A 14143-nucleotide genomic window follows, 5' to 3' on the forward strand; every position below is an offset into this window, starting at 1 on the left:
ATGCTCCGCATTCAGCAGCTAGAGGTCTCCCGGGGGCAAGGCTCCCACGCTTTTCGTGTGCAACTGCCCGAGCTTGCTCTGGACGCAGGGCAGATTGTGGCCGTAACCGGCGTCAGCGGTTGCGGCAAAAGCACCTTGCTGGAAACCCTGGGGCTGCTCCTGCGGCCCGCTCAGGCCCAGGTTTTCACCTTGGGTCAAGAGGCCAGGGATATCAAGGCCTTGTATGCCAGCGGGCGCGAGTCTGAATTGGCCCAATGGCGGGCCACGAACCTGGGCTTTGTGCTGCAGAACGGCGGCTTGCTGCCGTATCTTTCGGTTTGGGAAAACATGGTTTTGCCGCGCCGCTTGCTGGGCTTGCCGATCAAGGCGGACCATCTGGACGCGGCCATTGCTACCCTGAAACTTGAGCGGCTACTGAATCTGTACCCTTCAGCCTTGTCGATTGGGGAACGACAGCGGGTGGCCTTTTCTCGCGCCATTGCACATGCTCCCGGTCTGGTGCTGGCCGATGAACCTACTGCCGCTCTGGACCCTGAAACGGCTCACCATGTTTTCCAGCTGTTTTTCAGTCTGGCCAAGGAGCTGGATTTGGCGGTCTTGCTGGTCTCTCACGATTGGGACAGTTTGAGCCAGTTCGCTATTCCGCGCTTGCAAGCCAGGCTGGAACCGGGTTTGAGCATTTTTGTTCCCGAGGTTGCCGCCCCATGTTTGTAAACGTCTTTCGTCTGGCCTGGGCCGACTTGCGTTTTGACTGGCGCATCTCGTTTTGCATGGTTGCAGCCATGGTGGCCGTAGTGGCCCCTTTGCTGCTGCTTTTTGGCCTGAAGCACGGTGTGGTCACCCAGTTGCAGCAGGAGTTGCTGCAAGATCCGCGCAATCTGGAAGTGAAGATGTTGAGTAGCGGCAGCTTTGACCAAGCCTGGCTGAACACGCTGCGTGAAATGCCCGGCGTGGGCTATGCCATTGGCATGACGCGCTCCTTGAATACCCAGGCAGATCTGCGCCTGGACCGACGCCGCTTTCTGGAAAATGTAGAAGTACTGGCCAGCGCACAGGGCGATCCCTTGTTGCAAACTCAGGCCCGTAACTTGTCTCCCAATGAAATCATCCTGACTCAGGAAGCCGCCCGTCGTTTGAACTGGACGGCGGGTGAGTCTGTGCATCTGCGCCTGAACCGCCGCCTGGACGGGCAGCTTGAACAGGGCAACAAGGCCATGACAGTGGTAGATGTGCTGGCGGAGCACCGCTATTCGCGTCCTGCCGTATTCGTCGCCCCGGAAACTTTGCTGGCCTTGGAATACGCCCGCGATGGTTTTCAAATCCCCGACTTTTCCCTGCTGACCGGCAAGCCTTTGGCTGCCGATATGCCCGTGCTCTACGCCCGCGCCCGTGTCTATGCCAGCACGATTGATCAGGTTGGCGAGGTGGCACACGGACTGGAGCAGCAAGGCATTCCGGTCGCCAGCCGTTACGCCGATATTGAAAACGTGCGTGCTATCAACCGGGTACTTAGCCTGATTTTTGGTGTGATCGCTCTGACAGCCATTGTGGGCTGCGCCGCCTCCTTGGGTGGGGCCTTTTTGGCGAACGTGGATCGTAAACGTAAAGATTTGGCGGTCCTGCGTTTGCTGGGTATTGATAGCGGTGGCGTCATCCGCTACGTGCTGATTCAGGCCATTTTGCTAAGCCTGATCGCCTATGCCTTGGGACTGGGCCTGTATGGCCTGGGCAGCACCTTATTCAATCAACTACTGGTGGGAGATGGCCTGCAGACGGACTTCGTATGTCGCATTACCGTAGCCCATGCCCTGTACGCCTTATTGATGGTGGCAGGGTTGGCGTGTGTGGTGGCGGCGATCGGAGCCTGGCGGGCCGTTCGTGTTCAACCTGCGGAGAGTTTGCGTGAAATTTAAACCTTTGTTCAGTGCAGCCAGCTTGCTGCTGGGTTTCAGCGCTGTGGCGCAGGCAGCGCCCTGGGACGAGAAGTACTACAACCCCAAGCCAGCCGAAGGGGATGTGGTTCTGCCCATGCCTTGCGAAGGCGCCATGGTATTTCGTCGCGTGGCCGTGCCCGTGGCTGGACCTTTAGACGATATGCGAGTGGTGGTAGGACAGGAAGCCGAGGAATGGGGCTATATCGAACACAAGCGCCCCGAGTTCATTGCAGGCAGCTTTACCGATAGCAAGGCGGGTTCGTCGCGCTACTACTTGATGGCCAAGTACGAACTGAACAAGTTGCAGTACCAGGCCTTGACCGAGGCCACTTGCCCTACGCCCAAGAACAACTTGGTGGTGCCGCAGACCGACATCAGCTGGATGGATGCGGTGCATTTCTCCGATCTGTACAACCAGTGGTTGCGCGAGAACGCCGCCGACAAGCTGCCCAAAGAAGATGGCTTGGCTGGTTTTGTGCGTCTGCCTACCGAAATTGAATGGGAATATGCCGCCCGCGGCGGCTCAGCCCTGTCCTCGGCCGAGTTCCGTGATGTGCGTTACCCCATGCCCGAAGGCATGAATGACTACGAATGGTATGCCGGTGCCCAGTCCTCCAATGGGGCGGTTCAGTTGATGGGACGGCTCAAGCCCAACCCGCTGGGCCTGCATGACATGCTGGGCAATGTAGACGAGATCATTCTGGAGTCTTTCCGCCTGAACAAGCTGGATCGTCAGCACGGACAGGCCGGTGGCTTTGTGGTGCGTGGCGGCAATTTCCTGTCCAAGCCCGAAGCACTGCGTTCTTCGGCTCGTAAAGAGCTGGCGTACTACGGACCTAAAGGACCAACAAAAGCCAAAACAACCGGCATGCGTCTGGCCCTGGTGTCGATTGCCCTGACTTCGCGCGAGCGTGTGCAGGCGATTGAAAAGAGCTGGCAAGCCTTGGGCACCGAGCAAGGCTCGGTGAACCCGAATGAGCCAGCCGAAGAGTCCGCGGTGCAGCGCCTGGGCTCCTTGGCCAGTACGCTGGAAGACGACAAGCTCAAAGCCCAGTTGAAGCAATTGGAAGGGGATTTGCGGGCGGCCAATCTGCGTCAGGAAGAGATGCGTGACCAAGCCATTCGCGCCAATCTGGAGCTGGGCTCGTTCCTGTGCACCAAGCTGAAGGACGACGTGCTGTTCGTGGAATTGCTGCACCGAAATTACGATGCCTTGTGTGAAGCCGATACGGACGACAAGCAATGTGCCAGCCGTAAGGTGAAGTTGGACGAACAGGAAGATCGTGTTGCCAAATTGGCCCGCTATTATGCGAGCAATTTGATTGACGCCTCGTCCTTGTATGGCCTGAATTTGCTGGAAAAACAGGTGCCGGTAGAGCGCCAGATGATGGAACAAAACAAGAGCCTCAGTGCCTTGAAACCCTACCTGGAAGTGCATTGGAAAAATCAGAAGGACTATCTGAAAACAGATGCCATTGATATCAATGCCTGGAAAAACAGTTGTAAATCCGTGCCCAACTCGTGAATCACGAGTCAATAAAAATAGACGTACTTCAATTGGAAGAGGAAGTTATGCAACACGTGCGCCGTTTTACCCCTAGAACTTTGCTGGGCAGCCTGATGCTGGGCGTGGCCTTGCTCTCGGGTTGTGCCAGTACTGGCAGTAGTTTGCTGGGCGGTACCCAGGCCGATGATCGTCTGACCAGTGGTCAGGATGCGAAATTCTTTAGCCGCTCGGGCTTTCAGGCGTGTGCTGGTGCTGCGGCAGTGGGTGTGCTGGCTTGCATGTTGTCCAACTCCAGCAATAAAGCGGCTTGCGCGATTATTGCGGGTGTGGCCGCTTGTGGTGTCGCTATGGGGACCAACTACTATCTGGACCAGCGTCGCACGGAATACGCCAATACCTCGGATCGTCTGGCCGCCATGCAGCGCGACGTAGAAGCCGATACGGCCAATATCATTGAGCGTACCAATACGGCTCAACAAGTGATTGCTGACGACAAGCGGCAGATTGCTGAAATCGAAAAGCACATGAAAGAAAAAACGATGGAGAAAAAACAGGCCGAGAAGCAATTGGCCCGTATCGATAAAAATATCGAAGTGCTCAACCGTGATCTGAAAAACATGAACGAAAAGGTCAGCCTGTACCGCGACGTGGCCGATGCTGAACGCAAGGACGGGGGCAAGAAGTCCGAAGTCCAGCGTCTGGATCGTCAAATTGATCAGATGAATGTGAAAGTGGCCGTGCTGCAGAAAGAAGTAGACGACCTGTATTCCATGCGTTCCGCCGTTACTTTGGGTTAAGGATTATGCGAGTATTTCTGCGTTGGACCCCTTTGGCAGCCAGCCTGTTGCTGGCCGGTTGTGCCACCACCATGAGCGAATGCGATCCTTCTGATCAGGACGCCGGCTTTTTTACCAAAATCAGTTGCGACACCTCGGGTGCGTATCGCCAGCATATTGATGCGCGCGAACAAAGCTTGCTGAGCGCGCAGGAAGCCAATGCGCTGTTTCATCAGGTTTACAAGGATATTCAGACCCAGCAAAGCCTGAGCAAGGCCAGTCTGGCCCAGCAGCGTCAGGCCCAAACGGCCCTGAACCGCTCCATGGGGCAACTGGTTCGCAGTTTGCAGGCCAGCAAAGGCAAGGAAGCCGGTTTGCAAAACCAGCTCAAGGACCTGGATAAAGGCCTGAAAGACGTGAACCGCTCTACCGAAGACAATAGTCCGGCCGCGATCGCCCAAAAGCAGCAGCAATTGCAGAAGCTGCAAAAAGACGTCAGCCGCCTGCAGTCCAGTTTGGGATACGACGAGTAAAAGCCTATGCAGCGCGTCATTCTTGATTCGGTTGGACCATCCTCGGCGTATCAGCAGCATCAGCATGCGCTCAATGTACTGAAACGTCAGGACGAACCCTTAACGCATCTGTTTTCCACCTATCAGGCTGATGGTTCCGACACCACCGCCTGGTGGACGGGCATGCAGGGCCAGGCCGTGCCCAAAAGTAGCTTGTCGGCGGCACAGCAACAGGCTCTGGATGCGCGTTACCAGCAATCGCTGGACCGGATCGAGGTCCTGAGCCGCCAGCTGCAAGAGCAGGGGGCGACGCAGGACGCGCAAGCGCTGCAAGCTTTGCTGAAAGACGTGTCGGCCAAAGGCGCGGTTTACAGCGTAGGCGGCAAGCCTTTGCTACTCATGAGCGAGAACCCGGCGCTGTCGCCCGAGCCCTTGTTCGAGTCCTATCAGAAGCGGGTGGCGCCGCCATTGCCTGTGCCACCTGTGGTGCCTGCGGCAGCAGCCGTGGGGGCAGGGGCTGCGGCCACTACGGTGGCTGCCTCCAAAGGTCGTCCGTGGCTGTGGTTCTTGCTGGCTGCTTTGCTGGCTTTGTTGCTGGCGCTGTTCTTGTCCTGGTGGTTCAAGTGGCCCCCAGGTTGGTGGGATAAGGATGTGGTTCCGGTAGAGCCACCCGCTGTGGTCAAGCCTGATCCCGTAGTGGAAGAGCCTGTTGTACCTCCTGCACCACCGCCAGAAGAGCCGGTGACGCCTGTTCCCGAACCGGAGCCCGAACCAGTCAAAATAGAGCCTGTGCCCGAGCCCGTGGTGGAAGAGCCTCCTGCGCCGCCTCCTGCACCGGAGCCACCGCCCAAGCCCGAGCCACCACCCAAACCTAAGCCTGAACCCAAACCGGGTCCCAAGGTGTCGTCTGATCCTAACTTTGTGTGTGCTCAGGACGAAAAGGGGGAGGTACTCAAGCCCGAGGTCTACATCATTTTTGATTCCTCCATGTCCATGTTGCTAAGCGTCAATGCCAAGATTCAGGACGAGGAGTGGTTCTTCAGCCAGGATCTGGACGATATGGGCTCCTGGAGTGATTACGCTACCCAACGTGCTCGAACCTTGTTTCAGGGCACCTCGCGTATCGATGCGGCACGCAGTGCTTTCTCCAGCATGGTGGACAGTTTGCCGGCCGGGCAGGATCTGCACTTGGTGACCTTTGCGCAGCAGTGTGCAGCACCCAATTACCAGGGCCGCTTTACGACCGCACAGCGTGGACGCTTGAAGAGCTTGATCCAGAATATCGAGGCCAAGGACAGTACCAACCTGGTGCAGTCCCTGAATCTGGCGGCCAGCCGGGTCGATGGGGTGAATCGGGATGCCTTGATCGTCTTGTTTGTGGATGGCAATGACGGTTGCGATCAGGATATTTGTGCCGTGTCGCGCAGCATTGCGCGTGCCAAGCCACGTTTGCGTATCAATGTGGTGGATATCACCGGCCAGGGCTTGTCGGCCTGCGCGGCAACAGCGACCGGCGGGGTCACACTGGCTCCCAAGCAGTCTGGTCAGATTGCCAAAGCCCTGCGTGATGCCACAACGGACTTTGTGAAGCGCGCCGAGCAAGCCTGCAAGTAAAGACTGTTTGACTTTGGGTCTTGATCAGCCTGGGCTCGCCCAGGCTGATTCGTTTCTGGACAGGCAGAAAAAGACAGGGCCACAATAAGGGCCTGGTGACTATGTGTGAACTTGCCAAGAGGGCTGAGGTCTGACTCTGTCCGTGTTGACCGTCAGTGATGCCCAGCTCGTGATGAGATTTCTGTGGCAGAACGGGAGGTCTGAGGCCTGGAATTGTTTTCCCCGAGACTTGGCTCCGCACTATTCAATACCGCTTTTGCGCTGAACTACGCATAGACTGTGGAAATGTCTACATCGTCCTCTCGCCCTGACTCGCCCGAACGCCGCCTGCGTCGCATGAAGCGCAGCGCATTGGCTTTGCTGGCGCTGACTATCTGCCTGTTCCTGCTAAGCCACGCCATGATGCGGCAGGGCGAGGCGGCGCCCATTGCCGGATTTTGGCCCTGGTTGCGTGCCTTTAGCGAGGCCGGCACCGTCGGTGCGTTGGCAGACTGGTTTGCCGTCGTGGCCTTGTTCCGCCACCCGCTGGGCCTGCCGTTTCCACATACTGCGATTATTCCCAACAAGAAAAACAGCCTGGGTGAAAGCCTGGGCGTCTTTGTACGCGACCACTTTCTGGACTCTGCCATGTTGCTGGAAAAGCTGCGCAGCCTGGACCCGGCAGCGCGTTTGGGGCAGTGGCTGTCGCAACCTGAACAAAGCGAACGTGTCAGCCGTGCCTTGCAAACCGCCATGGGCGAGGCTCTGCGCTTGCTGGACGAGCGCAGCGTTAAACAAGCGCTGACCGATGGCGTACGTGGCTACTTGATGCGGGTGGACATGGCCGGTTCCAGTTCCCAGATTCTGGGGCTGCTGACGCGCAATGCCCGACACCAGCGCCTGCTGGACGAAGTCTTGCAGCAATTGGGTGGCTATTTGTCCAACGAGGCAGTCAAACAGCGTGTGGCTGATGTATTGGTGCGCTACGCTCAGCGGGAGTGGCCCAAGCTGCTGGCCATGGTCGGGGTAGTGACCTCGGTAGACGAGTTGTCGGGCAAGATGGCCGACCGTCTGGCGCGGGCTCTGGTGGATGAAGTGCAAACCATTTTGAGCGAGCCCGAGCACCCCTTGCGCAAGGATTACGAGCAATGGGTACACGACTATATTCAGCGCCTGGGTCAGGACCCGGACTTGATGGAGCAGGTAGAGGCGATCAAGCAGCGCTTTTTGCACCATAAAGATGTGGGTGAGTACATTGATGGCGTCTGGACGGATGTGATGCGTGTTGTACGCAATGATCTGGCCAGAGAGGATTCTTCTGTGGCGGCCCATCTGCGTCAGGTGGCGCAGGATTTGGGGACACGCTTGAATACGGATGCGACGCTGCGTGAAACCTTGAATGAACACATGCTGTCCGCAGCAGCGGGCCTGGCCGAGCAACTACGTGAAGGGGCCAAAGACCATATCTCGCGCACCGTGCGTCAATGGGATGACAGGCAACTGGTGCGCGAGCTGGAACTGACCGTAGGCACGGATCTGCAATACATACGCTTTAATGGCACGGTGGTTGGCGGTTTGGTTGGCGTAGGCCTGCACGCGATTCTGTTACTGGGTTTGGTTTAAAAAGAGCCTGCCAGATCAGTGTCCTGTGAGCGCCTTGGCCGTGCTTGGAAAACAGGGCAGAGCATTTCTGATCAGGGTTAGCTGAATCCGCTGCCTTATCGAGGCAGGAGTAGGGGGGCGGGGCAGCGAGACGCTCAGCGCTTTGCCCCCACGGCTTTCTTATCAGGCAACTTTCAGCAAGGGAACTGGCTCCTGGGTGGCATTCGGGTCGGGGGCGTAGGTAGAACGGCCAGTCGACCCCGTATTCAGAAGCTGGATGGACAGTTTCAGCTCTTGTGCCTGACGGCTGAGCTCATGCACTGTCACTCCCAAATTTCGAGCCAGATCGGCGTTGTCATTGGTATCGCTGTCCATGGTGGAGACAGCGTCGTTAATCTGCGCCAAACCGCTGGCTTGCTCATTGGAGGCCGTGGAGATTTCGCTGATCAGATGCGTCACATCCGAGACGGACTGCATGATTTCATCCATGGTAGAACCGGCCCGTTTGGCATGATGGGCGCCGGTTGCCATGCGCTTCAAGGAGTCTTCCACCAGGTTCTTGATTTCCCCGGCGGCCTGCGCACTTTTCTGCGCCAGACTGCGTACTTCACCGGCCACGACCGCAAACCCTTTGCCAGCCTCGCCCGCACGGGCGGATTCCACGGCGGCGTTCAGTGCCAGAATATTTGTCTGAAACGCCAGCCCTTCAATAATCGACACAATATCGCCAATGCGCTCGGAGCTATTGTGGATGTCCTGCATGGTGCTGACCATGTCCTGCACCACTTCGCCCCCACGCCTTGCGGTAGACAGGCTCTGGTCGGCCAGTTGATTGGCCAGCCTGGCATTGTCCGCTGTCTGCTGCACATTCATGGTCAGCTGCTCCATATTGGCAGCCGTGCGCTGCAAGGAGCCGGATTGGGTGGCGGTACGGTGGGATAACTGGCGGTTGCCGTCCTCAATTTGTGTGGACACATCCAGCGAGGCCTGTATGCCCTGATGCACATCGCGGGCAAGGTTCAGCAGGCTCTTGCGCATCATGTCCATATAGAAATACAGCTGTGCAATTTCCTGGCTACGGGTGTGTTGCGGGTTCAGGTCGATCAGCAGATTGCCCGTCGCAATTTGTTGAGCAATATGGGTGGCACTGTGCAGGGGCTGCATCATGCGCTGGGTCACGATCCAGCCGTAGGCCAAGGTGGCCAGACTGAACACCCCCAGCGAGGCCAGCCCGGCGGTCAGATAGGTGCCGGATGCACCACTGCCCAATAACAAACCGACGCTCAAGGTTACCAGGCTGCCCGTCAGAATCCCGAAGCGTAGCAAGCTGGCGCGCAGGCTGCGGTTCAAGGGTTGGAGCAGGGTATTCAGGGCAGAGCGCCAACCTCTGGCTTGTAACTGGCCTTCATGCAGACGAAAGCCGCGCAACCCTTGCTGCTGGATGGAGTGGTACAAATATTCTGCTTCCTTGATCTCTTTGGGCTGGGCGCGTACCTGTACCGAGGCATAGCCATTGACGCGGCCATTCTCTATTAAAGGAATGACGCGGGCCTTCACCCAGTAAAAGCCGCCGTCTTTGCGGCGGTTCTTGATCAGCCCCGACCAGGATCGTTGTTGCTTGAGGGTCTGCCATAAATCCTGAAAAATCACGGCCGGCATGTGGGGGTGACGCACGATATTGTGGGGCGCCCCGATCAGCTCATCATGGCTGTAGCCGCTAACCTCGATAAAGACCGGATTGGCGTAGATGATGCGCCCCTTCAGGTCTGTTTTGGAGATTAAATAGGTTTTCTCGGGTACCTGTGTTTCATGAGACGTAATGGCTTGGTTTTCACGCATGATCTGGCCCTGTTAAAGACGTAGGCGGAAAAGGACAGATCATTATGTTGCATATTGACTCAATTTTGTTACTTAGTATTTGTATTAGAGTCTAAATGTGTCAATGTAATGACAAACAAAATCCAGGGTTTCAGAGTAAGGTTCCCGTAGTCTACTTCCTTGATTTTATTATTAATTATTATTTTCAAGTATTCCGGGTATCAAAACCGATCCCGGAATTATTGTTTTGTCTAGCTGTCAGTTTTATCAGGATCAGCAGAGCCGCTGCCGATCCTGATTTTATGGTTTAGCGGCGAATCGCTTCCAGGCGGGCATTCGCTGTTTTGGCACTTTGAGCCTGAAAGGGCTGCGTGTTCTGGTAGGACAGTACCTGCATGGTGGGAGCCTTGCTCAACTGAGCCAAAGCAGGAGCACTTTGGTTGGAATCGACAGAGCCGGTATTCAAGGCCTTGATGGCATCGGCCAGCTCGGAGGCTTCGGAGGCCAGGTCGCTCATGGTGTTGCCCAGATCCTGTACCAGGGCAGCATTTTGCTGGGTAACCCCATCCATCTTGGCCATCGCTTCGTTGATCTGATCCAGACCGCTGGCCTGCTCGATCGACGCGGTGGAGATCTCGCCAATAATATCCGTGACACGTTTTACCGAGTCCACGACCTCGCCCATGGTGGCGCCCGCGCGGGCAGCTTGTTCGGCACCCACGGCCATACGACTTACCGAGGCATCAATCAGGTTCTTGATCTCGCCAGCAGCTTGGGAACTCTTCTGGGCCAGACTGCGCACTTCACCGGCCACCACCGCAAAGCCACGGCCAGCCTCACCGGCACGGGCCGATTCCACCGCCGCGTTCAGCGCCAGAATATTGGTCTGGAAGGCAATGCCTTCAATGACGGTGACGATATCGCCAATGCGGCGCGAGCTGTCGTGAATGCCTTGCATGGTCTGCACCACTTCATTGACCACTTCGCCGCCACGCTGAGCAATCTGCATACTTGCATCGGCCAACTGGCTGGCCTGATTGGCGTTATCGGCGTTCTGACGCACGGTTACCGTCAGCTCTTCCATACTGGCGGCGGTTTCCTGCAAGGACGCGGCCTGATCTTCGGTGCGCGATGCCAGATTGGTATTGTTGACTTCCAGAATGCGGGCCGCATGGATAGAGGCATCAATCCCGGTGCGAGCATCACTGGCAATTCCCACCAGACTCTTGCGCATCAAATCCAGACAGAAGTAGAGCTGACCAATTTCCGAATTGCTTTCGCTGGAGTTGATGTCAATATCCAGCTGCAAGTTGCCGGTGGCAATTTGCTGGGCGATCAGGGAGGCCTGGTCCAGAGGGCGGATCACACGCTGGGCGATCAGCCAGCCGTAACCCATCATCACGGCACTGGCCAGGCACAAACCACCAGTCAGCCACAAACCCGAGCCTTGAGGTACGCCACCTGTCAGGGCGAAGTACAGGGCGGTGCCGGTCGTGGCCAAAGCCAGGGCGCCCATACGGAACAGGCTGGCACGCAAGGAATTGCTGAAAGGGCGGCGCAACTGACTCAAGGCCTTGCGCCAGCCGGTAGGCACAGCACGGCCTTCATGCAGGCGCACACCTTTGGCGCGGCCTTCATTAATGGCGGCGTACAGGCTTTCGGCCTCGTCGATCTGTTCCTGGCTGGGCTTTACGCGTACCGAAGCATAGCCAGCGACGGTGCCATTTTCGTAAATAGGCACCGCCATGGCGTACACCCAGTAAAAACCACCGTCTTTACGGCGATTCTTTACCACGCCCATCCAGGGGCGTTTATTTTGCAAGGTGTCCCAGAAGTCCTGGAAGGCCTCGGGCGGCATGTCGGGGTGACGGACCAGGTTATGGGCCTTGCCAACCAGCTCCTCACGGGTGAAGCCACTGATCGCAATAAAGGCTGCGTTCGCGTAGGTGATCCGACCTTTCAGGTCAGTTTTTGAAATAAGGTACTGATCGGCCCGGACGCGAACCTCGTCCTGGGTAATGGGGAAATTCTTACGCATTCATCATCCTGGAGGAGAACAACAAAGGGGACGCGGGGGGCCGTCAAGCCCGCATGGGCCATGCAAAAACGGGGCATAGGCTTCTGTCTGTCCGTGATCGACCTGAATTGTCAGAAACCTTCTATTTTTGCGAATGGCGGAGCAGAACAAAGCGTGAAACTGTTGTCTGATCCGGCCTCTGACTGAGCGCTTGCTTGTCATTTATGGCAAACACATACAGTTCAAACGCTTAACGGCAGCCAGGCGAATTTCTTTAGGCTTAGATGTTCATGGGTCATAATTTGATCATCTGAAAATAAGGTACCCACTGTATTTTCGGATAGCGCCCCTGCCGCCCGCCGGAGCAGGGCGGGCCTCGCTTATAATCCGCCAGATGCGCGCTGGCGCGATTCAGAAGGAGAATATGTGATCGATACGCAGGAACCTGTAGTCAGTGCTGAACTGGTGGCTGTTTTAGTAGCTGTCAGCGACGGCGAGCCCCGTGTCTTGACCACGGACGCCGGCCAAGCCTTGCCCGCCGGGCCGTTTCAGCACACGCACCGTTCTTTGCAAACGGGGCTGCGCGATTGGGTGGAAACCCAAACCCATCACCCGGTGGGGTATGTGGAGCAGCTGTATACCTTTGCAGACAGGGACCGTTTTGACGCGCAGGGCACGCGTATTGTGTCGGTCAGCTATGTCGGGCTGACGCGTGAAGTGGGCCAGCCGGATGTAGCCCAGGTGATCTGGCAGGACTGCTACCGTTACTTCCCGTGGGAAGATCGACGCGATGGTGCACCGGACATTATTCAGAAAACCATCGTGCCTGCCTTGCTGGACTGGTGCGAGCAGGACGAATCCTTGCGGGCCTTGCGCCGCCAGCGCGTCAATTACAGCTTTGGCCTGGAAGGGGCGATCTGGAACGAGGACTTTGTTTTGCAGCGTTACGAACTGCTGTATGAAGCGGGCTTGTTGCCCGAGTCCTGTCGCCGTCGCCAGCGTGAACAGCAAGAGCTGGGCAAGCATTACGAGCTGGGCCTGGGCATGCGTCACGATCATCGCCGTATTCTGGCCACAGGTCTGGCGCGTCTACGCGCCAAAATCAAATACCGTCCTGTGGTGTTTGAACTGATGCCGCCAGAATTCACCTTGCTGCAATTGCAGCAGGCCGTTGAAGCCCTGGCAGGGCGGGGACTGCATAAGCAGAACTTTCGCCGTTTGATTGAACAGCAAGCCCTGGTGGAAGAAACCGGCGCCATGAGTGTGGGTGGTTCAGGCCGACCCGCCAAATTGTTTCGCTTTCGTGGAGACGTTTTGTTTGAACGGGCGATCTCGGGCAGTAAATTGCCGCTGGCGAAACAAGCGCGTTAAAAAGCGGGCCTATGGCTTGACAGTGCTTATGCTCAGGAATAGCATAAATGCACCGTGCCATTAGGCCTTATTTTTAGCGATTTAAATACTCATAATGAGCATAATTAACGCCCCCGAGCCGATAGCGCAAGCTGCAGAGACACGAGCTCACCGTATTCCTTCCTTGCCCGACGTCATCCTGGAACCCTTGGTGCGCGCCACCTTGCAAGAAGACTTGGGTCGCGCTGGTGATCTGACGACGGACTCCATCGTTCCCGCAGCAACGCGCACGCAAATGCGCCTGGTGGCCCGCGAGGATGGTGTGTTGGCTGGCCTGGATCTGGCTCGTCTGGCCTTTACCTTGCTGGACCCTACGTTGCGCTTTGAGGCCCAACTGCAAGATGGCGATGTCCTGACTCCGGGGGTGCAGATTGCGGTCATCAGCGGTTCGGCCCGTTCCATGCTGACGGCAGAGCGCTGCGCCTTGAACTTCCTGGGGCATTTAAGTGGCGTGGCATCGGCAACCGCCTCCATCGCCCGTGCGATTGCGCCTTACGGCACTAAAGTCACCTGCACCCGCAAAACCATGCCCGGCCTGCGCGCTGTGCAGAAATACGCGGTTCGAGTCGGGGGCGGCAGTAACCATCGCTTTGGCCTGGATGACGCGGTACTGATTAAAGACAATCACATTGCCGTTGCCGGGGGCGTCAAAGCCGCCGTGGAAGCAGCCCGTGCCTATATTGGCCATCTGGTTTGCATTGAGGTGGAGGTCGACACCCTGGAGCAGCTGGATGAAGTGCTGGAACTGGGTGTGGATAGTATTCTTTTGGACAATATGGACACCGCAACCTTGACCGAGGCCGTGGCCCGCGTGGCAGGCCGAGCCAAAACAGAAGCCTCTGGTCGTATCACTCCGGAAACAGCCGTAGAAATAGCCCGTTGCGGTGTAGACCGAATCGCAGTGGGCTGGATTACGCACAGTGCCCGTGTACTGGATATTGGTCTGGACGCTTGAGTAGAGAAACGTGTTAGCT

The 14143-nt window shown here is 57.1% G+C and carries 11 protein-coding genes; 9 read left to right on the forward strand and 2 right to left on the reverse strand.

The window, feature by feature from the left end:
* The 7 genes from ACLPGZ_RS02545 (at position 1) to ACLPGZ_RS02575 (ending at position 7945) form a co-directional block, all read left to right on the forward strand.
* Complete coding sequence (locus tag ACLPGZ_RS02545; RefSeq protein ID WP_239055318.1) at positions 1-714, forward strand: ABC transporter ATP-binding protein; 714 nt, start codon at positions 1-3, stop codon at positions 712-714.
* A complete protein-coding gene (locus ACLPGZ_RS02550) occupies positions 705-1913 on the forward strand; it encodes an ABC transporter permease (protein WP_239055319.1) in 1209 nt (402 codons plus the stop codon). Before ACLPGZ_RS02545 ends, ACLPGZ_RS02550 begins: the two co-directional genes overlap by 10 nt.
* Positions 1903-3459 carry a formylglycine-generating enzyme family protein gene (locus ACLPGZ_RS02555; RefSeq protein ID WP_239055320.1) on the forward strand — a complete coding sequence of 519 codons (1557 nt, stop codon included), beginning with the start codon at positions 1903-1905 and terminating at the stop codon, positions 3457-3459. The genes ACLPGZ_RS02550 and ACLPGZ_RS02555 overlap by 11 nt, the downstream gene beginning before the upstream one ends.
* A 47-nt stretch (positions 3460-3506) precedes the next feature.
* Complete coding sequence (locus tag ACLPGZ_RS02560) at positions 3507-4238, forward strand: hypothetical protein (protein ID WP_035269133.1); 732 nt, start codon at positions 3507-3509, stop codon at positions 4236-4238.
* Between the two features lie 5 nt (positions 4239-4243).
* Positions 4244-4750, forward strand: a complete 507-nt coding sequence (locus tag ACLPGZ_RS02565; RefSeq protein WP_035269134.1) for a hypothetical protein — start codon at positions 4244-4246, stop codon at positions 4748-4750.
* 6 nt (positions 4751-4756) lie between these two features.
* A complete protein-coding gene (locus ACLPGZ_RS02570) occupies positions 4757-6343 on the forward strand; it encodes a vWA domain-containing protein (protein WP_239055321.1) in 1587 nt (528 codons plus the stop codon).
* A 285-nt stretch (positions 6344-6628) separates the two neighbouring features.
* The gene (locus ACLPGZ_RS02575; RefSeq protein WP_239055322.1) at positions 6629-7945 is read left to right on the forward strand and encodes a DUF445 domain-containing protein; all 1317 of its coding nucleotides are present in this window, start codon (positions 6629-6631) and stop codon (positions 7943-7945) included.
* A 162-nt stretch (positions 7946-8107) separates the two neighbouring features.
* On the opposite strand, the gene ACLPGZ_RS02580 is transcribed toward ACLPGZ_RS02575, so the two are convergent.
* Entirely contained in the window at positions 8108-9763 is a 1656-nt protein-coding gene (locus ACLPGZ_RS02580) for a methyl-accepting chemotaxis protein (RefSeq protein WP_239055323.1), read from the reverse strand.
* Positions 9764-10049: 286 nt separating this feature from the next.
* Positions 10050-11780: a methyl-accepting chemotaxis protein gene (locus ACLPGZ_RS02585; RefSeq protein ID WP_035269140.1), complete on the reverse strand. Its 1731-nt coding sequence runs from the start codon at positions 11778-11780 to the stop codon at positions 10050-10052.
* A gap of 405 nt (positions 11781-12185) precedes the next feature.
* Between ACLPGZ_RS02585 and ACLPGZ_RS02590 the strand changes: the two genes are divergently transcribed.
* Entirely contained in the window at positions 12186-13130 is a 945-nt protein-coding gene (locus ACLPGZ_RS02590; protein WP_035269142.1) for an NUDIX hydrolase, read from the forward strand.
* A gap of 94 nt (positions 13131-13224) precedes the next feature.
* Positions 13225-14124 carry a carboxylating nicotinate-nucleotide diphosphorylase gene (nadC, locus tag ACLPGZ_RS02595; protein ID WP_239055324.1) on the forward strand — a complete coding sequence of 300 codons (900 nt, stop codon included), beginning with the start codon at positions 13225-13227 and terminating at the stop codon, positions 14122-14124.
* Positions 14125-14143 lie beyond the last annotated feature (19 nt).

The organism is Alcaligenes sp. Me129 (genome assembly GCF_050487245.1).
Taxonomy (GTDB): Bacteria; Pseudomonadota; Gammaproteobacteria; order Burkholderiales; family Burkholderiaceae_B; genus Alcaligenes; species Alcaligenes phenolicus.

Excerpts from the sequence above, each read along its gene's own strand:
- ACLPGZ_RS02545 (WP_239055318.1), top strand. The coding sequence starts at position 1 with ATGCTCCGCATTCAGCAGCTAGAGGTCTCCCGGGGGCAAGGCTCCCAC.
- ACLPGZ_RS02550 (WP_239055319.1), top strand. The coding sequence starts at position 705 with ATGTTTGTAAACGTCTTTCGTCTGGCCTGGGCCGACTTGCGTTTTGAC.
- ACLPGZ_RS02560 (WP_035269133.1), top strand. The coding sequence starts at position 3,507 with ATGCAACACGTGCGCCGTTTTACCCCTAGAACTTTGCTGGGCAGCCTG.
- ACLPGZ_RS02565 (WP_035269134.1), top strand. The coding sequence starts at position 4,244 with ATGCGAGTATTTCTGCGTTGGACCCCTTTGGCAGCCAGCCTGTTGCTG.
- ACLPGZ_RS02570 (WP_239055321.1), top strand. The coding sequence starts at position 4,757 with ATGCAGCGCGTCATTCTTGATTCGGTTGGACCATCCTCGGCGTATCAG.
- ACLPGZ_RS02575 (WP_239055322.1), top strand. The coding sequence starts at position 6,629 with ATGTCTACATCGTCCTCTCGCCCTGACTCGCCCGAACGCCGCCTGCGT.
- ACLPGZ_RS02580 (WP_239055323.1), bottom strand. The coding sequence starts at position 9,763 with ATGCGTGAAAACCAAGCCATTACGTCTCATGAAACACAGGTACCCGAG.
- ACLPGZ_RS02585 (WP_035269140.1), bottom strand. The coding sequence starts at position 11,780 with ATGCGTAAGAATTTCCCCATTACCCAGGACGAGGTTCGCGTCCGGGCC.
- nadC (WP_239055324.1), top strand. The coding sequence starts at position 13,225 with ATGAGCATAATTAACGCCCCCGAGCCGATAGCGCAAGCTGCAGAGACA.